This is a genomic window from Streptomyces sp. NPDC004647 (genome assembly GCF_040609575.1).
Classification (GTDB): domain Bacteria; phylum Actinomycetota; class Actinomycetes; order Streptomycetales; family Streptomycetaceae; genus Streptomyces.
The window spans coordinates 1-22,064 of the sequence record NZ_JBEXKU010000032.1; the positions used below are offsets into that span (position 1 = coordinate 1).

Here is a 22,064-nt window from a genome sequence, read left to right on the forward strand (position 1 = left end):
CCCCGCCCTTTTTTTTGCCGCGGGGCCGGGGGGCCCGCGTTTTTTTGTGTCCGTGGGGGGGGGGGGGGGGGGCCGCCCCGGGGGGCCCCCCCCCCTCCGCTCTCACACGCGTACCGAAGAGCTATCCGGCCGACACCGCGGGGCGGCGGCTGGCGATGACCTTCTTCGCCAGGGCCCGCGGGCTGGTCAGGAACCCCCAGCCCCACGACATGTGCATCGTCGCCAGCGCCACCGGGATCTGCAGCCGGGCCCTCACCGGCAGGCCCTTGCCCGCCGGGACCGAGCCCGCCGCGATCGCCGCGAGATAGCCGGCCGGGACGACGAAGCCCCAGCGGGAGAACGCGGCGCCCACGACGAGGCCCGCCGCGATGACGGCCAGCGCGGCCGGCGGGGCGAGGTAGCGGAGGTTGATCGAGCCCTGGTGGTACCGGGCGACGACATGGCGCCAACGGCCGTAGTTCTTGTACTGCTTGGCGAGCGCCCGCACACTCGGCCGCGGCCGGTAGGAGACCTTCAGCTCCGGCGAGAACCAGATCAGACCGCCCGCCTCGCGGATCCGGAAGTTCAGCTCCCAGTCCTGGGCGCGGATGAATTCCTCGTTGTAGCCGCCCTGCTGCTCCAGCGCCTCGCGCCGGAAGACGCCCAGATAGACGGTCTCGGCCGGGCCCGCCTGGCCTCCCGTGTGAAAGGCCGCGTTGCCCACACCGATCTTCGATGTCATCGCGGCGGCGACGGCGCGCTCCCAGTCGTTCTCGCCCTCGGCGTGCATGATGCCGCCGACGTTCTGCGCGCCGGTCTCCTCGAGAAGACGGACCGCGGTGGCGATGTAGTCCGGCGAGAGCATTCCGTGGCCGTCCACCCGCACCACCACGGGGTGCCGGGACGCCTTGATGGCCGCGTTGAGCGCGGCGGGCGTCCGGCCGGTGGGGTTCGGCACGGTGTGCACACGGCCCCAGGCATTCGACGCGGTCTCGCGTACGAGCTCGGCGGCGATCTCGTCCGTACGGTCCGTGGAGGGGCCGAGGGCGATCACCACCTCGAGCTCGCCGGCGTACTCCTGCTCCAGGATGTGCCGGACCGAATTGCTCAGATGGCGTTCCTCGTTCAGCACCGGCATGATCACGGAAACGGCCGGAAGCTGCGGTTCGGGGGATGCGTTCATCGGGGCTCACGTTACCGCGAATGGCGGACAAGGCCGTACGCGGCCGGGTGGCAGCACGGCCCGCGGGCGGCGTGGGGCCGTGGGCCGCAGATCGTATGGACCTACCGTGAGCTCGGTCACAGCCAAGCCCTGCGGAGGTGTCCCCCGTTGACCGCACCGGCTCCCTCCCCGGCCCCTTCCCCCCTGCCTCCCCCCGGGCGCTCCGCGCAGCGCCGCGCCCGCTGGGGACGGCTGGCCGTCGGTGTGTCTGTGCTCGTGCTGGCCGCGGGGGGCGCCGGGCACGCGCTGGTGGCCAGGCTGGACACGGCCATCGGCAGGGTCGATCCGTTCGAAGGGCTGAACGACCGCCCCAGGAGCAGCGGCGGGCTGAACTTCCTGCTGGCCGGCACCGACGGCCGGGAAAAGCTCACGGAACAGGAGCGGAAGCGGTACCACCTCGGCGGCGCCCCCTGCCACTGCACCGACACGATCATGCTGGTGCACCTGTCGGCGGACCGGAAACGGGCGAGTGTCGTCAGCATCCCCCGCGACTCGTACGTACAGCTGCCCGCGCACACCGACCGGGCGACCGGCGAGCGGCTGCCGGCCCGGCCGGGAAAGATCAACGCCGCCTACGCGCGCGGCGGCCCGCAGCTGACCGTACGCACCGTGGAGCACATGACCGGTATCCATATCGACCACTACCTGGAAGTGGACTTCACCAGCTTCATGCGGACCGTCGACGTCCTCGGAGGGGTCGACATCTGCTCGGTGCGGCCGATGAAGGACAGCTATACCGGCCTCGATCTGCCGGCCGGGGCCAGCAGGCTGAACGGCGGGCAGGCCCTGCAGTACGTACGCTCCCGGCACATCGACGGAGCCGCCGACCTCGGCCGGATGCAGCGCCAGCAGCGCTTCCTCGCGGCCCTGGTGGACAGGGTGACCAGCGGTGGTGTGCTGCTGAACCCGGTGAAGTTCCAGAAGGCCGCCTCCACCCTCCTCGGCTCGGTGCGCGCGGACCGCGGCTTCGGCACGGACGAACTGCTGGATCTGGGCCGGGCGATGCGGGACTTCGGTCCGGCCTCCTCGGAGTTCACCTCCGTGCCCATCGAGAACGCCGGCTTCGTGGTGCCGGGCCTCGGCTCGACCGTGAAGTGGGACAGCGGCAAGGCCGGCCGGATCTTCCGCGCGCTGCGAGCCGACCGGTCTCTCGCCGTCCACCGGCCGGAGCGGGAACGGGTGGCTCTGGTGGACGTGGCGCCCGGACGGGTGCGGGTGCAGGTCGACAACGGCACCGACCGGGCGGGCCTCGCCCGGCGGGTGAGCGGGGCACTGCGCGCCACCGGATTCCTCACCACCTCGGTCCCCGGCGACGCGGCCGTCCCCGCTCGCGGGACGGTCGTCACGTACGACCCGGACTGGGACCGCTCTGCGCGTACGGTCGCGGCCGCGCTGCCGGGCGCGGACCTGCGGCCCGTCTACGGACATGGCCCGGTGATCCGCGTCACGGTCGGCGAGGACTTCCGGAAGGTGCGGAGCGTACAGGCGGACGGCCTGGCGCAGCACGGTACGGGCGCGGGTTCCCCCGGGGGCACGGCGGTCACCGGCGATCAGGTCATCTGTTCCCGGCGCACCGCAGTGGCCAGCCGGCCCGGTTGACCAGTGCTGTCAGTCGCCTCTCGGACCGGGCCCGAGCTTCGCTTCGTGACGTAAAGTCGACATAGCCACACGCTCCGTCACCATGGCGGGCCGGCGGCGGGATCCAGGAATCCGGGACGTCAGGAATCGATGCCCTCGGCGATCCGTTTGGCGCGCAGCTCCTTGATCGCCCGGCGGCGGGCGAGCCGGTGCGTACGCCGGATCTGCGCCTCCTGGTAACGGCGCTTGTCCCGCTCGGTCTCGGGTATCACGGGCGGTACGCCGCGGGGCTTGCCGTCCCCGTCGACCGCCGCGAAGACCAGATAGGCGCTGCCGACCTGAGTCGCGGGCGTGGACTCGTTCCAGCGCTCGGCCAGCACCCGGACCCCGACCTCCATCGAGGACCGGCCGGTCCAGTTCACCTGTGCCTTCACATGCACCAGGTCCCCGACCCTGACGGGCTCCAGAAACGCCATCTCGTCCATGGACGCGGTGACCGCCGGCCCGCCCGAGTGCCGCCCCGCGACGGCTCCCGCCGCATCGTCCACCAACTTCATGATCACACCACCGTGCACGGTACCGAGGAGATTCGTGTCACTGCCGGTCATGATGTGACTGAGGGTGGTCCGGGAAGCGGAGGTGGGCTTGCCCGGAATCGTTTCTTCCGGGGTCCCTGCCTGATGGGTCATGCCCTCCACCTTATGCGGGGATGCGCCCCGGCCCCGCCTCGCCTCCTTTGCATCAGCTCTGCTACAGCCGTGGTGCGATTCGCCACTCACCCTGTAAGACAGTCGGCTCGGGAAGGCACACTGCCCCCTATGAACGATTGGCCTCAGGGATGGACCGGCGACAGCAGGGGCGGGTACGGACGCGGTAGCGCCGGTGCCAGGCCCGAGTCCGCGCGCGCCATGCGCCGCGTGCAGGGAGGCGGTGGTGGCGGCTACGGCGGTCAGCCGTACGGTGAGCCCCGGCTTCCGCCCGGAATGTCGCCGCATCGCGGCGGCGTCCCCGGCCAGCGTGGCTATGACGACGATTACGACGACTACAACACCGGGCAGGTGTACGGCGGCGGACGCGGGGGCGACCCGTACGGCCGCGGTCCGCGCGACGCCCCCAACTGGGGCCGCCGGTTCAAAAGAGGCGTGCTGACGCTGTTGGTCGTCGTTCTGGTGGTCTTCATCGGCACCTACTTCTGGGCCGACTCGAAGCTCCAGCGTGACGTCGACCTGAGCAAGGTGCTCGAGCGGCCGGAGACGGGCTCGGGTACCAACTACCTGATCGTGGGCTCGGACAGCCGCGAGGGCATGACCGCCGAGGAGAAGAAGAAGCTCCACACCGGCTCCGCCGACGGCAAGCGCACCGACTCGATGATGATCCTTCACGTGGGCAGCAACGGGGACACCATGATCTCGCTGCCGCGCGACTCGGACGTGGAGATCCCCTCCTATCGCGGGTCCGAATCCGGGAAGCTGTTCCCGGCGGAGGGCCGGCACACCAAGCTCAACGCGGCCTACTCCGAGGACGGTCCGGAGCTGCTGGTGCGCACCGTCGAGTACAACACCGGTCTGCACATCGACCATTACGCGGAGATCGGCTTCGGTGGCTTCGCCAAGATCGTGGACGCGGTCGGCGGCGTCGAGATGAACATCCCCAAGGGGTTCAAGGACGAGAAGTCCGGTGCGGACTTCAAGTCGGGCAAGCAGACCCTCGACGGCGGGCAGTCCCTCGCCTTCGTCCGCACCCGCTACGCACTGCCGGGCAGCGACCTCGACCGTACGAAGAACCAGCAGAAGTTCCTCTCGGCGCTGGCGAATCAGACCGCGACCCCGTCGACGGTGCTCAACCCCTTCAAGCTCTACCCGACCATGGGCGCGGGCCTGGACACCCTGGTGGTCGACAAGGACATGGGCCTCTTCGACCTGGCCGAGATGTTCTGGGCGATGAAGGGAGTCTCGGGCGGCGAGGGCAAGCAGATGAACATGCCTGTCTCGGGCACCGGCGTCGGGGGCAACCTCCAGTGGGACAAGACCAAGGTCAAGCAGCTCGTGAGCGAGCTCAAGAACGACGAGAAGGTCACGGTCTCCGGCGACTGACCGACTGACCGACTGACCCGGAACAACGCTACGGGCCCCCGACCGATCCGGTCGGGGGCCCGTAGCTTGCGCGATGGTGCGCGGTACGCGGTACTACGGCAGGTTCCTCGCCATGACGATGCGCTGGACCTGGTTCGTGCCCTCGTAGATCTGCGTGATCTTGGCGTCGCGCATCATGCGCTCCACCGGGTAGTCGCGGGTGTAGCCGTATCCGCCGAGAAGCTGGACCGCGTCGGTGGTGATCTCCATCGCGGCGTCCGAGGCATAGCACTTGGCGGCCGCGCCGAAGAACGTGAGGTCGGCGTCGAGGCGTTCGGACTTGGCGGCGGCCGCGTAGGTCAGCTGGCGGGCCGCCTCCAGCTTCATGGCCATGTCGGCGAGCATGAACTGCACGCCCTGGAAGTCGGCGATCGGCTTGCCGAACTGCTTGCGCTCCTGGACATAGCCCTTGGCGTAGTCCAGCGCGCCCTGAGCGATGCCCAGCGCCTGCGCCGCGATGGTGATGCGGGTGTGGTCGAGGGTCTTCATCGCGGTGGCGAAACCCGTACCCTCGTCACCGATCATGCGGTCGGCGGGTATGCGGACGTTGTCGAGGTAGACCTCGCGGGTCGGGGAGCCCTTGATGCCGAGCTTCTTCTCCGGGGCGCCGAAGGAGACGCCCTCGTCGGACTTCTCGACGACGAAGGCGGAGATGCCCCGGGACCGCTTCTCCGGGTCGGTCACGGCCATGACCGTGTAGTACTCGCTGACGCCGGCGTTGGTGATCCAGCGCTTCACACCGTTGAGGATGTAGTGGTCGCCGTCCCGGACCGCCTTGGTCTTCATGCCCGCGGCGTCGGAGCCCGCGTCCGGCTCGGACAGGCAGTACGAGAACATCGCGTCGCCGCCCGCGAGCGGCGCCAGGTACTTCTTCTTCAGGTCCTCCGAGCCGGACAGGATGACCGGGAGGGAGCCCAGCTTGTTGACCGCCGGGATGAGGGAGGAGGAGCCGCAGACGCGCGCCACCTCCTCGATGACGATCACGGTCGCGAGGGCGTCCGCGCCCGCGCCGCCGTACGACTCGGGTACGTGCACGGCGTGCAGGTCGGCGGCGACCAGCGCGTCCAGAGCCTCCTGCGGGAAGCGGCCCTCCTCGTCCACCGCGGCGGCGAACGGCGCGATCTTCGCCTCGGCGAGGGAGCGCACGGTGTCACGGAGCAGGTCGTGCTCCTCGGCCGGCCGGTAGAGGTCAAAATCAGTCGCTGTGCCTTTTCCCGAGGGCGCCACGGTTATTTCACTCCCCAAAAATGCTAACTACCGTTAAGTAACCCAATCCTAGGGGCGGGCCCGGTCCGGGCATACGTGAGCTTGCTGACAGCGGGCCCCCTGCCCCGTCCGGGGCCCGACTATGCTCGGGCGCGCAGTCCGACCCGTACTTCCCTGCCTTTCGGCGGGAGGCCCATCCATGGAGCAGCGCATGGCCCCGAAGATCACCGTGATCGGCACCGGATATCTCGGTGCCACACACGCCGCCGCCATGGCCGAACTGGGCTTCGAGGTGCTGGGGCTGGATGTCGTCCCCGAGAAGGTCGAGATGCTCTCGGCGGGCCGGGTGCCGATGTACGAGCCGGGGCTCGAGGAGCTGCTGCGCAAGCACGTCGAGGGGTTCGAGGGCTCCACCGGCCGGCTGCGCTTCACGACCTCGTACGCCGAGGCAGGCGAGTTCGGCGACATCCACTTCGTCTGCGTGAACACCCCGCAGAAGCACGGCGAGTACGCCTGTGACATGAGCTACGTGGACAGCGCCTTCGAGTCGCTGGCACCCGAGCTGCGGCGGCCCTGTCTTGTCGTCGGCAAGTCCACGGTGCCGGTGGGCAGTGCCGCCCGGCTCGCGGAGAGGCTGGCGGAGCAGGCCCCGGTGGGCGCGGACGCGGAGCTGGCCTGGAACCCGGAGTTCCTGCGCGAGGGCTTCGCCGTGCAGGACACCCTGCACCCCGACCGGATCGTCGTCGGGGTGGCGAGCGAGCGAGCGGAGAAGCAGCTGCGCGAGGTTTACGCGACGCCCCTCGCAGAAGGCTCGCCCTTCGTGGTCAGCGACTTCCCGACCGCCGAACTGGTCAAGACCGCCGCCAACGCCTTCCTGGCCACCAAGATCTCCTTCATCAACGCGATGGCCGAGATCTGCGAGACGGCCGACGGCGATGTGGTGAAGCTCGCGGAGGCCATCGGGCACGACGACCGGATCGGCAAGAAGTTCCTGCGCGCCGGCATCGGCTTCGGCGGCGGCTGCCTGCCCAAGGACCTCCGCGCCTTCATGGCACGGGCCGGCGAGCTCGGCGCCGACCAGGCGCTGACCTTCCTCCGCGAGATCGATTCGATCAACATGCGGCGCCGCGGCCACATGGTGGAGCTGGCCCGCGAGGCGGTGGGCGGCGGCAGCTTCCTCGGCAAGCGGGTCGCGGTGCTCGGCGCGGCGTTCAAGCCGGACTCCGACGACGTACGCGACTCCCCCGCGCTCAATGTGGCCGGGCAGATACATCTCCAGGGCGGGCTGGTCACCGTCTACGACCCCAAGGGCATGGACAACGCCCGCCGGATCTTCCCGACGCTCGGGTACGCCCCGTCGGCGCTGGACGCGGCGCGCGGCGCGGAGGTCGTGCTGCACCTCACGGAGTGGCGCGAGTTCCGCGACCTGGACCCGGCGGCGCTGGGCACGGTCGTCGCGGAGCGGCGGATTCTGGACGGGCGCAACGCCCTGGACCCGGACCGGTGGCGTGAGGCGGGCTGGACGTACCGGGCACTCGGACGCCCTCGCGCTTAGCAGCCCTTCCGGCGGATCCCGGCACTTACGGACATCAGTGGCTCCGCCGCGCGATCTGCGGCGGAGCCACTGCCGTGCTTTCCCGGCGCCCGGGATCTCCATGCCTGGGAGCTGCGCGGCCTGGCGCCGCCGGCCCTCACAGTGGCACTCAGCCGCGGCGGGCCGAGCCCTCGGCGCGTGCGGCCGGCCCGCACAGCTAGCCGTCGAGCTGGGCGATGGTGGCCGTCGACGGGGCGCGGCGCTGCTGGACCGTGCGGGCGGTGAACTCCGCGTCACGCATCACACGGAGCGTGTTCTGCCAGGTCAGCTTGGCCAGATCGGCGTCCGTCCAGCCCCGGTTCAAAAGCTCCGCGATCAGCCGCGGATAGCAGGAGGTGTCCTCCAGCCCGGCCGGGTGGACACCGCAGCCCGAGTCGTACGCGGCGCCGATGCCGGTGTGATCCGGGCCGACCACCGCCCGGATGTGGTCGAGGTGGTCGGCGACGTCCCGTACGGTCCCGTTCCCGGTCGCCTCCCGGGACACGTACTCCGTTTCGAACGTCACCATGCAGATGCCGCCGCGCGCCGCCAGCTGCGCCAGTACGTCGTCGGGGACGTTGGCGGGGTGGTCGGTGATCGCGCGTGCGGCGGAGTGGGAGAAGACGACGGGGGCCTTGCTGACGGCGATCGCGCGTCGCATGGCGGCGGGGGAGCTGTGGGAGAGGTCGACGAGCATCCCGAGACGGTTCATCTCGCGGACCACCTCCTCGCCGAAGCGGGTCAGGCCTCCCGCGCGCGGCTCGTCGGCCGCCGCGTCCGCCCAGGGGGTGCTGCGTTCGCCGACGAGGGCCATCCGTCGTACGCCCAGTCCGAACAGGGCGCGCAGCGTGCCCAGTGAGCTGTCGATGGAGTGCCCGCCTCCGGCCGCCAGCAGCGAGGCTATCCGGCCGCGCTTACGGGCTTCGGCCACGCCGTCCGCGGTGAGCGCCAGGCGCAGTGCGTCGGGGTAGGTGCGGACGAGGGCATGGACGAAGTCGATCTCCTCGAGGGTGGCGCTGACCGCGTGGTCGCCGGCCCGTCCGTCGGGTTCGGGCGCGGAGACCGACCAGAACTGCGCGCCGACTCTGCCGGCCCGCAGGCGGGGTATGTCGGTGTGCAGTCCGACTTCGCCGATGTCGAGGTCGAGGTCGAGGTCGAGGAGGCCGGGGTTGAGCTCGCGGCGGGAGTGCAGGCGCAGCTCCCGGGGCAGCCCGTTCAGGCCGTCCGCGACGGGGTGGCGGGTGAGCAGGTCGCGGGCCTGCTCCTCCGTATCGGGGTGGTGAACTTGCTGGTCGTGGGCTCGGGGGTCCGAGTCGTCGGCTCCGACTGCGGCGGGTGCGTCCTGTATGGCGGGGGCGAGGTCTGCCATGGCTCGGACTCCGTGCTCGACGGTGACGTTGTTGCCTCACCCTCGCACGCGAGTCCGGTTCTTTCGCGGTGGGCGGGGCGTCCGGGTGTACACGTGCGTGGCCGGGCCGCCCCGCGCCTGACGTCCGTCAGCCGTCGAGCTGTTCGAGGGTGGCGATGGAGGGGCCGCGGAGCGGGTCCGCCTGGATTCCGCGGGCCGTGTCCTCGGCCGCCCGGAGCGTACGGACCGCGTTCTGCCACGTCAGCTTGGCGAGGTCGGCCGACGACCAGCGGCGGCTCAGCAGCTCGGCGATCAGGTTGGGGTAGCCCGCCACGTCGTCGAGGCCCGACGGGGTGAAGGCGGTGCCGTCGTAGTCGCCACCGATGCCGATGTGGTCGATGCCGGCGACCTCCCGCATGTGGTCGAGGTGGTCGGCGACGGTGGCGGTGTCGGCGATCGGCCGGGGGTTCGCCTCCTCGTACGCCCGCTGCACCTTGATCGCATCCGGGGTGGTGTCGAGCGGGTGAAAGCCCTGGGCGCGCATGTTCTCGTCGGCGCCCGTGGTCCACGCGATGGCCGCGGGGAGGATGAACTTGGGCACGAAGGTGGCCATGGCGACGCCGCCGTTCCCCGGCAGCAGCGCCAGGACGTCGTCGGGGATGTTGCGCGGGTGGTCGCAGACGGCGCGGGCGGAGGAGTGGGAGAAGATCACCGGCGCCGTGGTGACGCGGAGGGCGTCGCGCATCGTGTCGGCGGAGACATGCGAGAGGTCGACGAGCATGCCGACGCGGTTCATCTCACGTACGACCTCCTCGCCGAACCGGGTCAGACCGCCTCCCTGCGGCTCGTCCGTCGCCGAGTCGGCCCACGGGGTGTTGTCGTTGTGCGTGAGCGTCATGTAGCGGACGCCGAGCTGGTGGAACGCGCGCAGGGTGGCGAGCGAGCAGTTGATGCTGTGGCCGCCCTCGGCGCCCATCAGGGAGGCGATACGGCCCTCGGAGCGGGCGGCCTCCATGTCGTCGGCGGTGAGGGCACGGCGCAGATCACGGGGGTAGCGGTTGATCAACCGGCCCACGACATCGATCTGTTCGAGCGTGGCGCTGACCGCTTTGTCCCCGGCGAAGTCGGAGCGCACGAACACGGACCAGAACTGCGCGCCGACGCCGCCGGCCCGCAGCCGCGGGATGTCGGTCTGCAGTCGGGCTCTCTGGTCGGTGCCGACGTCCAGCCGGTCGAGGTCGTAGCCCGCCTGCTCGCGCAGGGCCCAGGGGAGGTCGTTGTGTCCGTCGACGACGGGGTGGTCGGCGAGGAGTTCGAGAGCCTCGGCTAGGTGGTTGCTGCGGTCGGCCATCGGTGCACTCCCCTACTTGCCGAAGCCGAAGCCGGCGCTGCCGTCGACCTTGGCCCGCAGCCGCTTGCCCTTCTCGGTGGCCTGGTCGTTCAGCTCGCTCTGGAACTGCCGCATACGGGCGAGCAGTTCGTCGTCGTGGGCGGCGAGCATCCGGACCGCGAGCAGGCCCGCGTTGCGGGCGCCGGCCACCGAGACCGTGGCGACCGGGACGCCCGCGGGCATCTGCACGATGGAGAGCAGGCTGTCCATGCCGTCGAGGTACTTCAGCGGCACGGGGACGCCGATCACCGGGAGCGGGGTGACGGAGGCGAGCATGCCGGGCAGATGGGCGGCGCCTCCCGCGCCCGCGATGACCGCCTTGAGACCGCGGTCCGCCGCCTGCTCGCCGTACGCGATCATCTCGCGGGGCATGCGGTGGGCGGAGACGACATCGACCTCGTAGGGCACCTCGAACTCGTCGAGAGCCTTGGCGGCGGCCTCCATCACCGGCCAGTCGGAGTCGGAACCCATCACGATGCCGATGACAGGGGCGTGAGTCATTCCTGGGCTCTCCTATGCGCGTCGGCGACGGGGCTATTCAACGATGGTCCCGCGCAGGTAGTCGGCGGCGTGCCGGGCGCGCTCCCGCACGTCGGCCAGGTCGTCGCCGTAGGTGTTGACGTGGCCGACCTTACGGCCGGGCTTCACGTCCTTGCCATACATATGGATCTTCAGCTGCGGATCACGGGCCATGCAGTGCAGATAGGCGGAGTACATGTCGGGGTAGTCGCCGCCGAGGACGTTGGCCATCACGGTCCAAGGCGCGCGTGGGCGCGGGTCGCCGAGCGGGAGGTCGAGAACGGCCCGTACGTGGTTGGCGAACTGCGAGGTGACGGCGCCGTCCTGGGTCCAGTGGCCGGAGTTGTGCGGGCGCATCGCGAGTTCGTTGACCACAAGGCCCGGAGTGCCGCCGACGTTGGTCTCGAACAGCTCGACGGCGAGGTGCCCGACGACGCCGAGCTCCTTGGCGACGCGCAGGGCCAGCTCCTGGGCCTGGAAGGACAGCTCCTCCGACAGCCCGGGGGCCGGAGCGATCACCATGTCGCAGACGCCGTCGGCCTGGACGGACTCCACGACCGGGTAGGCGACGGCCTGGCCGTGCGGGGACCGTACGACGTTGGCGGCCAGCTCGCGGACGAAGTCGACCTTCTCCTCGGCGAGGATCGGCACACCGGCGCGGCTCTGCCCGTCCAGGAAGAGTTCACCCGCCTCTTCGGCGCTGCGGACGATCCAGACCCCCTTGCCGTCGTAGCCGCCCCGTACGGTCTTGAGGACGACCGGGAAGCCCTCGCCCTCCTCGGCGAAGCGCACCACGTCCTCGGGGCCGGTCACGATCCGGTGCCGGGGGCACGGCACGCCGATCTCGGTGAGCCTGGCCCGCATCACGCCCTTGTCCTGGGCGTGCACCAGGGCGTCCGGCCCGGGGCGTACGGGGATGCCGTCCGCCTCCAGCGCCCGCAGGTGCTCGGTCGGCACATGCTCGTGATCGAAGGTGATCACGTCGCAGCCTTGTGCGAACCCACGAAGGGTCTCCAGATCGCGATAGTCGCCGACGACGACATCGCCCACGACCTGGGCCGCAGAGTCCTGCGGAGTGTCACTGAGGAGCTTGAATCTCAGGCCGAGGGGGATGCCCGCCTCGTGGGTCATACGGGCGAGCTGGCCGCCGCCGACCATGCCGACTACCGGGAAAGTCACCCACCCAGAGTAGCCGCCCGGCGGGACTGCCCCCGCCTCACCCTTGGAGGATCATACAGATCGGTGGGGTGGTCCAGCCGGGCCCGATTTCCCGCCGCGCTGCTGCTTCGGCGCTGTCCGAGCGGCGGGGCGAGGGGGCGCTGGTTAGCATGAGGTGACCGGGTCAATGCCGATCATTGCCGACAACGGAGCCACACGATCACTATGAGTGAACGGCGCACACTGCGTTCGCGGCTGGATCAGCTGGCCCGCGAGCTCGCGAAGTTCGGGACCGTGGGTGCCGTCGGCTTCCTGGTCAACTTCGTCGTCTTCAACCTGTGCGTGCACGCCCTCGGCCTGGCTGTGGTGCGGTCCGGCGTGATCGCCACGATCGTCGCCATCGGCACGAACTACATCGGCAACCGGTACTGGACGTACCGGAGCTGCGACAAGTCCCGGCGCAGTCGCGAGCTCTCGCTCTTCCTGCTTTTCAGCGGTATCGGCCTGGTGATCGAGAACGGCATCCTGGCCATCTCGCACTACGGTTTCGGGTTCACCTCGACGGTCGCCGACAACGTCGCGAAGAACGTCATCGGACTCGGTATCGGCACGGTCTTCCGCTTCTGGTCCTACCGCACCTGGGTGTTCCGGGCACTGCCCGCGCGCGACGCCGTCCAGGCCGCCGAATCGTTTTTGGAGGAGGACGCGTTCCTCTCCGACCCCAGGTACCGGGTCAACCGTCTCAAGTAGCGCGGCCCGGCAATCCGCCGCTCCGGCCAAGGGCCCTCCGGTCCCGCTCCGGCTCCGCGCGCCGCGGCTGGGTGGCCCCTCTTATGACGCTGCTCCGCTTCTTATGAGGACTGCTCCCCTTCGCGGCTCAGGAACAGCGCGAAGACCGGTGGGTGCTGCTGGAGCAACTCCAGCCGGCCCCCGTCCGCCTCCGCCAGGTCCCGGGCGACCGCCAGCCCCAGCCCGGTGGAATTCCGTCCGCTCACCGTGCGCTCGAAGACCCGCGCGCCCAGGTCCGGCGGGACACCCGGCCCCTCGTCCGTGGCCTCCACCACCACCTGGTTGCCGGTGACCCGGGTCCGGATGGCCACCGGCCCGGCGCCGTGCATCAGCGAGTTCTCGATCAGCGTCGCCAGCACCTGCGCGACCGCGCCCGGCGTGCCGACCGCCCGCAGCCCCTTCTTGCCCGAGGAGACGATGGCACGTCCCGCGCTGCGGTAGGCGGGCCGCCACTCCTCGATCTGCTGCTTGACCACCTCGTCCAGGTCGAACGCGACCGCGGAACCCGTACGTGGATCGCGCGAGTTGGTCAGCAACCGCTGCACGACATCGGTGAGCCGCTCGACCTGCCCCAGTGCGATGGTCGCCTCCTCCTTCACCGTGTCCGGGTCATCGGTCAGGGTGATCTCCTCCAGCCGCATGGAGAGCGCGGTCAGCGGTGTACGCAGCTGGTGGGAGGCGTCGGCGGCGAGCCGCCGCTCGGCGGTCAGCATCCGCCCGATCCGCTCGGCGCTCGCGTCGAGGACGTCCGCGACCCGGTCGAGCTCCGGCACCCCGTACCGCCGGTGGCGCGGCCGCGGGTCGCCGGAACCCAGCCGCTCCGCGGTCTCGGCGAGGTCGGTGAGCGGCGCGGTCAGCCGGTGCGCCTGACGCACGGCCAGCAGCACGGCGGCGCCCACCGCGAGCAGTGCGACGGCGAAGATGATCAGGAGCGTGCGGATGACCTCGCGACTGACCGTCCCGGCCGACTCCTGGACGGTGACCGTCTCCCCCGCCTCGCCGGTCTCCTTGGACTCGATCACATCGCCCTTCGGCCGCTCACCGATCTCGATGGGCGGGCGGCCCCGCACCTCGATGCGTGCGTAGCGGTCCGGGGTGATCTGTTCGCGCAGCACCTCCGGGCCGACCCGCTCGCCGCCGATCAGACGGCTTTCGACGATGCTGATCAGGCGTACGGCCTCGGAGTCGACGCTCTCCCGCGCGCTGTTCTCGATGGTGCGGGTCTCGACGATGACGAGAGAGACGCCGAAGACGGCGATCACGACGAGCACCACGGCGAGCGTGGAGTTGATCAGACGGCGGCGCACATTGCCCTCCGGGCAGGGATCGCGAATCGGGGAGCCGCCCCGGAGCGGAGCACGGCGGACCTCACCGGCCACCCGGCGCCCGACGCGGTCGCGGCACCGGCTTCCCGCCCGGAGGTCCCCGGACGACCGCCCTCACCGGGGCGCCCCGCCCGCGACGCCCTGGAGAAGACCGGTCTAGCTTTTCTCGAATCTGAAGCCCACGCCACGGACCGTGGCGATGTAGCGGGGGTTCGCGGCGTCGTCCCCCAGCTTCTTGCGCAGCCACGAGATATGCATGTCGAGCGTCTTGGTGGAGGACCACCAGGTGGTGTCCCAGACCTCGCGCATCAACTGGTCGCGGGTGACGACCCGGCCCGCGTCCCGTACGAGGACCCTCAGCAGGTCGAACTCCTTGGCGGTGAGCTGCAGCTCCTCCTCCCCCATCCAGGCCCGGTGCGACTCGACGTCGATCCGTACGCCATGGGTGGCGGGAGGCTGCTGCTGACCCTCGACGGCGCCCCTGCGCAGCAGGGCACGCACCCGCGCGAGGAGTTCGGCCAGCCGGAAGGGCTTGGTCACATAGTCGTCGGCGCCGGCGTCGAGGCCGACGACGGTGTCCACCTCATCGGCGCGGGCGGTGAGGACCAGCACCGGAAAGCCATGACCCTCCGTACGGAGGCGGCGGCAGACTTCGAGGCCGTCCATCCCCGGCAGGCCCAGATCGAGGACGAGCAGGTCCACACCTCCCCGAAGACCGGCGTCGAGCGCGGTGGGACCGTCCTCCCGCACCTCGACCTCGTAACCCTCACGGCGCAGTGCGCGGGCGAGCGGCTCCGAGATGGATGCGTCATCCTCGGCGAGCAGTACTCGGGTCATGGAGTGATGGTAGTCCGCGCAGGTGGTGGGGCGGGGCGCGCCGAAGAAGCCCTCTTGGTCGGGGTGAACGGCCGGTCGGTTACCTTCGGAATCCGTTCGGATGGTTCCGGATTCACCTGTGATCAATCTCTCAAGTCCGTCCATATACTGCGCTGACGTGACGTATGGCACTGAGGCCTCCCATAGCATCCTTCGGGACCTCCGGCCCATTGGACACGCCGAGGGTCTCTTTTTTCTGTGCCGGGCCGGCACAACCGGCCCCGGCACCACCCCCACACGGGCGCGCACCCGACCCGGGCCGCGCGCCCTGAGCGAGCAAGGAACCACCCATGGCGTCCAGCCTGACGAAGGGTGCCTCGCCGCAGGAAAACCCTGCCGGCGGCCAGACCTTCTTCGGCCACCCCCGCGGTCTGGCCACTCTTTTCATGACCGAGATGTGGGAGCGTTTCAGCTTCTACGGCATGCGGGCGCTGCTCGTGGTCTACCTGATCTCCGGTGGCCCCGACGCCAAGCCCGGCAGCCAGGGCGGCGGGCTGGCGATGCCCGAGGCGAGCGCGGTCGCCATCTACTCCGTGTACCTGGCCATGGTCTATCTGCTGGCCATGCCCGGCGGCTGGTTCGGTGACCGGGTCTGGGGACCGCGCAAGACGGTCGCCATCGCCGCCGGCATCATCATGGCCGGTCACCTCTCGCTGGCCGCGCCCGGTCAGCCGATGTTCTTCGTCGGCCTGGGACTCGTCGCGCTCGGCTCGGGCCTGCTGAAGGCCAATATCTCGACGATGGTCGGCCACCTCTACGACGGTCCCCAGGACCCGCGCCGTGACGGCGGCTTCACCATCTTCTACATGGGCATCAACCTCGGTGCCTTCGCCGCTCCGCTGGTGATCGGTACGGTCGGCCAGAAGGTCGGCTGGCACCTGGGCTTCGCCCTCGCAGCCCTCGGCATGGCACTGGGCCTGATCCAGTTCCTCATCGGCTCACGGCACCTCAGCGGCCGGAGCAGTGTGGTCCCCACCCCGCTGTCGGCCGAGGAGCGCAACGCCACCCTGCGCAAGGGCCTGCTCTGGCTCATAGTCGCCACGGTGTTCTACGGCGTCGTCGCCTTCACCGGGAGCTTCACCCTCAACTGGGCGCTGGTCCCGATCACTCTGCTCGGTCTGGTCATCCCGACCGCGGTACTGGTCCGCATCAAGCGGGACAAGGACCTGTCCGCCACCGAGCAGACCAGGATGAGCGGCTACATCTGGTTCTTCGTGGCCGCCGCCATCTTCTGGATGATCTACGACCAGGGCGGCTCCACGCTGGCCGCGTTCGCCGAGACCAAGACCGGGGACTCGCTCTTCGGGCTGAACTTCCCGTCCTCCTGGTTCCAGTCCCTCAACCCGCTCTTCGTCATGGCTCTGGCCCCGGTCTTCGCCTGGCTGTGGCTGTGGCTGACGCGGCGCCGCCAGGAGCCGAGCACCACGGTGAAGTTCGCCCTCGCGCTGGTGCTGATCGGCGCCTCGTTCTTCGTGTTCGTCGTGCCGATGATGATGGCCGAGGGCGGCGCCGAGGTCAGCCCGATGTGGCTGGTCTCGATCTACATGATCCAGACGATCGGAGAGCTCTGCCTCTCCCCCGTCGGCCTGTCGGTGACCACCAAGATGGCGCCGGCCAAGTACGCCGGCCAGATGATGGGGGTGTGGTTCCTGGCCGTCACCGCCGGCGACTGCGTCACCGGGCTGCTGTCCCTCGGGGGTGTCGACCTGAGCGGTGCGGGCGTCGTGGCACTCGAGGCCGCACTGGCCGCGGTGGCCGGATTCGCGGTCTACAAGTACCGCCGGAAGGTCATGCAACTGATGGGCGACGTCCACTGAGCCGTCCCCGGTGTCCCGTAGACGGAGAGCGGGGCCCGGCGCCGGTGCGCGCCGGGCCCCGCGCCTGTCAGCGGGCCCCGCGCCGTTCAGCAGGTTCCGCGCAGCCTGCGCCACGGAGTCAAGGTGAACACCGCGCCGCCGAGCAGGACGGCCGTGCCGGCGACCAGGCCGAGGGCCCGCAGGCCGCCGCTGTCGCTCGCGCCGGTCTCGGCGAGTCCGCCGCCGGAGGCTGAGGCGCCGCCCGCCGAACCGCCTGCGGCCCCGCCCGCCGTACCGCCTGACGCGCCGCCACCGCCGGTGGACGAGCCGCCCGCCGCGCCACCCGGCTGTTCCGTGGTGTCCAGTTCCAGCGAGACACCCGGGTCCTTGGCCGGGGTGCAGGTGGTGGTCGTACCGAGGGCGTTGACGGTCAGCACGCCCGGGGTGAGCGTGGCCTTGCCGCTCGCTCCCGGCTTGTAGGTGCCCTTGAGATCCGGGATCTCGATGGGGTCACCGGACTTGATGGGCTCCTTGTTGGCCGGACCCTCGACCTTGACGGAGCCCTTGTCGGCGCCGCCGACCGTGACGTCCATCGAGGGCTTGACCGAGTCCGCGGGGATGTCGGCCGGGCTGTCCATCACGGACGTGCCGAACTTCACCGTGAGGTCGAAGTTCCCGGCGTTCTTCCTGGCGTTGATCTGCACCGGGGAGGTCGCCTGCTTGTCGCCGATCGGGGTCTTGCATGCGTAGTCGACGGAGACCTCCTTGCCCGTGTAGTCGGTGCCGTCGGGGTCTCCCCCGCCGCCGGTGTCGCCACCCGAGTCGCCACCCGAGTCACCGCCCGTGTCCCCGCCGGACGCCGAGCCGCCACTGGACGTCGTACCTCCGGATGCCGAACCGCCGCTGGACGTACCGCCGCTGTCGCCACCGCCCGAGGTGGTACCGCCGGCTGTGCTGCCGCCCGCCGTCGAGCCGCCGGACGTACCGCCGCCGTCCTCCGTCACCTTGATGGTGACCGCGGTCTTCACGTCCTCCTTCGCGGAGCACTTGGTGTCGGTGGACAGCGGCTTGCTGACATTGATGTTGTATAAGCCGGGCGCCAGCGTCACCTCACCGGCCTTCTCCAGCTTCAGTTTGCCCTTCATCTCGGACAGCACCATGGGGCTGTTCTTGGGGATCGGCGGATTCTGCCGCGGCCCCTCCATGGTCAACTCACCGCTCTGCGCACCGCCCACGGTGATCTTTCCCGTCGGCTTCACGGTGTCCTTCTGCAGGTCGATGACTCCGGGGTTCTTGGATGCGGCCTGGACCGTCTTCCACACCACCTCGACCTCGTCCCCGACCTTCGCCGTCGCCGGGGCCCGGACGTCCACCTTCGTGGTGCCCTGCACCGGATCCATGCCGGAGATCGGCGGCGGAATGCACTCCGTGGCGTAGGACACCTCGGCGGCCTGGGCCGGGCTCGCGACGAACAGCATCCCCGCGCCGCCGAGCATCAGCGCAACACCGGCCGCGCTCACCCTCCGTTGACTGGTCACACGTTTTCCTCCTTCGATGCGGGGCGTTCCTCTGACGGTGCGGAGACGTGCGCTTGTGTGCCCGGCAGCGTGTCCGGGGTGAACCAGGGCAGAGCGGTGTCCTTCGCGGGCTCCGTGGCCGCCGTACGTCCGGGCAGGTGTACGGACCTGTGGCGGCCCGTACGACTGCTCGTACGGCCTGTGCCGCCCGCGCCTCTTCCGGTACGGCCCGGAGCGCGTGTGGCGTACGGCGGGCGCGGCCGGACCCGGTCGACGACCGCCATCCCGATCCGGAAGACACCGGCCGGGACGACGAGGAACAGCAGGATCCAGAAGAGGGTGACGCCCCAGGGGCGACCCACGCCCCACGGCTGCTCGGTGAGCACCTTGTCCCCGTACTTCACCGACACCAGATAGTCGCCGTGCGCGCCCGCGGACAGCTCAACAGGCAACTCGATCTGCGACTTTCGCCCGGCAGGCACGGTTCCCCGCCACTGCTGCTCCTCCCACCGAGGCGCGAACACCCCATGTGAGGTGCCGACTTGGAAGACCGGGTTCCGCGCAGCCGCGGAACCGAGGTTGCCGACGGTCAGGACGATCCGTCGCTGCGGCGGGGCGCCGAACCAGGTGAGCAGCCCGCTCGATCCGTCCAGCCGCGCCGCGAGCACCGCGAGCCGCCCGGCGCCCCTGTCCTGGGGCAACGGCGCGACCGGATGGCCCGCGACGGTGAACCGCGCGTCCGCCGATACGGCTCGACCCGTCACGGTCGCTACGTGCACGACGCAGGGGCAGGGCTTGGGCGGCTCGCTGACCGGGAGCTTTCTACGGAAGGAGCCGTCGGCGCGGGTGGTGACGGCGCGTCCGTCGGCGTTGGCGCAGGCGTTGGTGCCACCGATCATGTTCTGACCGCAGATGAGCAGGGTGAGCAGGGCATCGGGCCGCCAGCCCTTTCCGGTGACGGTGATCGCGCCGCCGGTGCCGGCCTCCTTGTCGGAGAGGCTCACGGCGGGTGCCTCGGCGGCGCGGGCCGCTGCGGCGGGGAGCAGCGGGAACAGTGGCAGCAGTGGGAGCAGTGCGAGTACGACCGCGGCGAGTGCCCTGAGCAGCGGTGCGGACCGCCGCGGCCGGTGCCGCGCCACGCGCCGGGCGGCTCGCGGGTATTCGGTTCGGGCCTCACGGCGAGCCGCGCCACCCGCGCGGTCCCGTCGCCGCGCGATGTTCCGGGTGCCCGTACCGGTGTTCACGTCGCCGCTCCTGCCCCTGCGTTCGCCAACCGCCGTTCGCTGTCCGCCCCGTGCTCCGCCGCGTCTTCGGCGTGCGCGAGGACGGACCGTCTGCGGCGGCGGTGCATGAACCAAGCGCCCGCGGCCGCTGCTGTGCCGAGCGGCAGCAGTACGGCCACGGCCCAGGGGAAGGCGCTGTACGAGGCGGTCGCGGTGGCGCGCGCGCCACCCTCCGCGCTCGCGGTCAGCCGGATGTCCACCGCGTCGAGGCCGGGCGCCCCGGGCCACCCCTCGGTGAGCCGCACGCTCCGGCCGGGCAGCAGCTCGAGGGGGAGAGCCCGGGCGTCCCGGCGCAGCACCTCGCCGAGGAGGCCGTCGGCCCGCACGGAGAGCCGGGGGCTGAGGGCGGTGTTGCCGCGGTTGACGAGGGCGTAGCGGATCTCGGCGCCGGCGGCGGTCTCCGCGACGGACACGTCCTCGATGGACAGCGCCGACAGCGCCGGCCCCGTGACCCGTAGATGGATCCGTACGCCGGCCTCGCGCCCGCCTCCGGTGACGACGACGGCGCCCGGGTGGTCGCCGGGCACCGCGTCCGGCGGGACGGTCACGGTGAAGGGGATGTCGGCGCGGGTGCGGGCCGGAACCCTCACCTCGGGCGAGGCGAACGAGAGCCAGGCACCTGTATCGCTGCTCCGGCCGGGCTTACGGGCGGCGAAGGCTCCATCGCGTGCGTTGTGGCCGTCGGCGCCCCGTAGCGCGAGGGTGCGCGGCCGGTCGCCCGGGTTGGTGACGGACAGCGTGTCCTCGAGGGCCGTTCCGGGCCGGCCCTCGAGGTAGAAGTACGGCCGCTGGTCGGCGCTGGTTCGGGTCCCACCACCGGGCGCGGGCGCGGCGGACCAGTCCGGGCCCCCGGGACGGGCGGTCGACGCGGCCTTCGCAACGGTCCCGTCCTGAGCCCCGAGTACGCGAACACTCCCGTCGGCCATGGACGCCGAACGGACCGACGCGGCACCGGCGCGGGACGTCCCCGCCCGTACCGCCGCAGTGCCCTCCGGAACTACATCCAACGGACCAGCTCCCACATCTGCCACTTTCAACACTCCCGTCACACCCGACACACCGGGCACACCCGGGACACCCGGGACACCCGGCACACCCGGCACAGACCGGGTCTCGTGCACGCGAAGATCCGCATCCGTTCCTGCCCACCTCCCCGGCGTCGTGGCGAGGGCAGCCTCCGGGCACAGCAGGGCCAGGACCGCGGCGAGAGCAGCCGCGTACGCGGTGGCGGCGCTGCGCGGAAGGGTCGGCATCGGCGGCTCCAGACGTTCGCTCGCGGGTCGAGGTTCGGGGGGATGCGCGGGGTGGAGGTCGGAGGGTCCGGAGCGACGCGCCCGTTGAACCCGCCCGCTCCGCGAGGCGGGAGCAGAAGGCGTCGGGGTGGATCCGGCGGGGCTCGGTTGGGCGGTTCCCCGGTCGGGGGAACGGGACAGAGGTGGATTCCCGGTCGGGGAACGGAACAGAGTGGATTCCCGGTCGGGAGAGCGGGACAGAGGTGGTTCCCCGGTCGGCTGCACCGGAGCCGACAGCAGCACCCGGGAGGCGGACCGGGTGCGGGGGCCCGGACAGACCCGCCGCCGGCCGGGGGGGCGACCAGGGCCGTGCGGTCAGGCCGGGCGGCCCTGCCCGTCCCGCCTCTGGTTCCGGCGGGTCAGCCAGAGAGCTCCGGCCACTCCGGCGAGGAGCACCGTCCCGCCGAGGGTGCCCAGGGCCACGGCCGAGTCCGCGGGGCCGGTCTGCGGCAGTTGCTCACCGCCCGAGGGGGTGGTTTGCGAGTCGCCCCCGCCCGAACCGCCGGGACCGTCGGTGCCACCGGACCCTCCCGAGCCCTGGACATCCAGCGTCAGCGAGGGCGTGGGGCTGTTCGCGGGGGTGCAGGTGGTGGTCGTACCCAAGGCCTTGATCGTGAGAGTGGAGGCGGTGAAGGTGACCTTGCCGCTCGCCCTCGGGGTGTACGTGCCCGACAAGTCGGTGATCTTGATGGGGGTGTTGGCGGGGATCGCCTCGGGGTTCGCCGGGCCCGCCACCGCGACGGTGCCGCTCTCCGCTCCGCCCATTTTGATCAGCGCGCTCGGATGCATGGCCCCCTTGCCCAGTTCGACGGGGCTGGAGGACACGCCCTTCTGGAAGGTCATCCTGAGCCTGTACGAGCCGCCGCCCTTCCGGGCCGATATGTCGATGGGCGACACCGCGCCCTTGTCCCCGATCGGCGTCTTGCACTGGTAGTTGACGTCAACGACTTCGGCGTGGGCGGCGGGGGCTGCCAGCAGCACGACGGACCCGGCCACTGCCGCGGCGACCGCGAGCGCGCCCCCGCGACCGGCCGCCTGGCGCTTGGTGTGGGACACCTCGGGTTCCCCTCTCCTCGGGTGT

General features: G+C 70.8%; 18 protein-coding genes. 5 read left to right on the top strand and 13 right to left on the bottom strand.

Annotated elements, in window-relative coordinates; translation table 11 throughout:
- Window positions 1-121: 121 nt before the first annotated feature.
- A complete protein-coding gene (locus ABZW18_RS16360; RefSeq protein WP_356187758.1) occupies window positions 122-1,162 on the bottom strand; it encodes a glycosyltransferase family 2 protein in 1,041 nt (346 codons plus the stop codon).
- Between the two features lie 147 nt (window positions 1,163-1,309).
- Between ABZW18_RS16360 and ABZW18_RS16365 the strand changes: the two genes are divergently transcribed.
- Window positions 1,310-2,800, top strand: coding sequence for an LCP family protein (locus tag ABZW18_RS16365; RefSeq protein ID WP_356187760.1), 1,491 nt, complete (start codon window positions 1,310-1,312; stop codon window positions 2,798-2,800).
- Window positions 2,801-2,919: 119 nt separating this feature from the next.
- Here the strand turns inward: ABZW18_RS16365 and ABZW18_RS16370 are convergent, their stop codons facing one another.
- The gene (locus ABZW18_RS16370) at window positions 2,920-3,468 is read right to left on the bottom strand and encodes an acyl-CoA thioesterase (protein WP_356187762.1); all 549 of its coding nucleotides are present in this window, start codon (window positions 3,466-3,468) and stop codon (window positions 2,920-2,922) included.
- 129 nt (window positions 3,469-3,597) lie between these two features.
- Here ABZW18_RS16370 and ABZW18_RS16375 point away from each other — a divergent pair, with 129 nt between their 5' ends.
- Entirely contained in the window at window positions 3,598-4,872 is a 1,275-nt protein-coding gene (locus tag ABZW18_RS16375) for an LCP family protein (RefSeq protein ID WP_356187764.1), read from the top strand.
- A gap of 93 nt (window positions 4,873-4,965) precedes the next feature.
- Here the strand turns inward: ABZW18_RS16375 and ABZW18_RS16380 are convergent, their stop codons facing one another.
- Entirely contained in the window at window positions 4,966-6,138 is a 1,173-nt protein-coding gene (locus ABZW18_RS16380) for an acyl-CoA dehydrogenase family protein (RefSeq protein ID WP_356187766.1), read from the bottom strand.
- Window positions 6,139-6,328: 190 nt separating this feature from the next.
- On the opposite strand from ABZW18_RS16380, the gene ABZW18_RS16385 reads away from it, so the two are divergent.
- The gene (locus ABZW18_RS16385; protein ID WP_356187868.1) at window positions 6,329-7,672 is read left to right on the top strand and encodes a UDP-glucose/GDP-mannose dehydrogenase family protein; all 1,344 of its coding nucleotides are present in this window, start codon (window positions 6,329-6,331) and stop codon (window positions 7,670-7,672) included.
- A gap of 196 nt (window positions 7,673-7,868) precedes the next feature.
- Here the strand turns inward: ABZW18_RS16385 and ABZW18_RS16390 are convergent, their stop codons facing one another.
- From ABZW18_RS16390 to ABZW18_RS16405, 4 genes are all read right to left on the bottom strand, one after another.
- On the bottom strand, window positions 7,869-9,059 hold the full coding sequence (locus ABZW18_RS16390) for a dipeptidase (protein WP_356187768.1): 1,191 nt from the start codon (window positions 9,057-9,059) through the stop codon (window positions 7,869-7,871).
- A 127-nt stretch (window positions 9,060-9,186) separates the two neighbouring features.
- Window positions 9,187-10,389 (bottom strand): dipeptidase, encoded by a 1,203-nt coding sequence (locus ABZW18_RS16395; protein WP_356187770.1) that lies wholly within the window; start codon window positions 10,387-10,389, stop codon window positions 9,187-9,189.
- 12 nt (window positions 10,390-10,401) lie between these two features.
- On the bottom strand, window positions 10,402-10,929 hold the full coding sequence (gene purE / locus ABZW18_RS16400; RefSeq protein WP_356187772.1) for a 5-(carboxyamino)imidazole ribonucleotide mutase: 528 nt from the start codon (window positions 10,927-10,929) through the stop codon (window positions 10,402-10,404).
- Window positions 10,930-10,962: 33 nt separating this feature from the next.
- Complete coding sequence (locus ABZW18_RS16405) at window positions 10,963-12,126, bottom strand: 5-(carboxyamino)imidazole ribonucleotide synthase (RefSeq protein ID WP_356187774.1); 1,164 nt, start codon at window positions 12,124-12,126, stop codon at window positions 10,963-10,965.
- 204 nt (window positions 12,127-12,330) lie between these two features.
- Here ABZW18_RS16405 and ABZW18_RS16410 point away from each other — a divergent pair, with 204 nt between their 5' ends.
- Complete coding sequence (locus tag ABZW18_RS16410) at window positions 12,331-12,855, top strand: GtrA family protein (RefSeq protein ID WP_356187776.1); 525 nt, start codon at window positions 12,331-12,333, stop codon at window positions 12,853-12,855.
- Between the two features lie 101 nt (window positions 12,856-12,956).
- Here ABZW18_RS16410 and ABZW18_RS16415 read toward each other — a convergent pair whose 3' ends face one another.
- Window positions 12,957-14,201, bottom strand: coding sequence for an ATP-binding protein (locus ABZW18_RS16415; RefSeq protein ID WP_356187778.1), 1,245 nt, complete (start codon window positions 14,199-14,201; stop codon window positions 12,957-12,959).
- 174 nt (window positions 14,202-14,375) lie between these two features.
- Window positions 14,376-15,056 carry a response regulator transcription factor gene (locus ABZW18_RS16420; protein ID WP_356187780.1) on the bottom strand — a complete coding sequence of 227 codons (681 nt, stop codon included), beginning with the start codon at window positions 15,054-15,056 and terminating at the stop codon, window positions 14,376-14,378.
- A gap of 329 nt (window positions 15,057-15,385) precedes the next feature.
- Here ABZW18_RS16420 and ABZW18_RS16425 point away from each other — a divergent pair, with 329 nt between their 5' ends.
- Window positions 15,386-16,912 (top strand): oligopeptide:H+ symporter, encoded by a 1,527-nt coding sequence (locus ABZW18_RS16425; RefSeq protein ID WP_356187782.1) that lies wholly within the window; start codon window positions 15,386-15,388, stop codon window positions 16,910-16,912.
- 86 nt (window positions 16,913-16,998) lie between these two features.
- Here the strand turns inward: ABZW18_RS16425 and ABZW18_RS16430 are convergent, their stop codons facing one another.
- The 4 genes from ABZW18_RS16430 to ABZW18_RS16445 all read right to left on the bottom strand — a co-directional run bounded on the left by ABZW18_RS16430 (window position 16,999) and on the right by ABZW18_RS16445 (window position 22,039).
- Window positions 16,999-18,387, bottom strand: a complete 1,389-nt coding sequence (locus ABZW18_RS16430) for a hypothetical protein (RefSeq protein ID WP_356187870.1) — start codon at window positions 18,385-18,387, stop codon at window positions 16,999-17,001.
- Between the two features lie 38 nt (window positions 18,388-18,425).
- Window positions 18,426-19,547 carry a hypothetical protein gene (locus ABZW18_RS16435; RefSeq protein WP_356187872.1) on the bottom strand — a complete coding sequence of 374 codons (1,122 nt, stop codon included), beginning with the start codon at window positions 19,545-19,547 and terminating at the stop codon, window positions 18,426-18,428.
- Window positions 19,548-19,648: 101 nt separating this feature from the next.
- Window positions 19,649-20,944, bottom strand: a complete 1,296-nt coding sequence (locus tag ABZW18_RS16440; protein WP_356187784.1) for a hypothetical protein — start codon at window positions 20,942-20,944, stop codon at window positions 19,649-19,651.
- Between the two features lie 354 nt (window positions 20,945-21,298).
- Window positions 21,299-22,039, bottom strand: a complete 741-nt coding sequence (locus ABZW18_RS16445; protein WP_356187786.1) for an LPXTG cell wall anchor domain-containing protein — start codon at window positions 22,037-22,039, stop codon at window positions 21,299-21,301.
- Window positions 22,040-22,064: the final 25 nt, after the last annotated feature.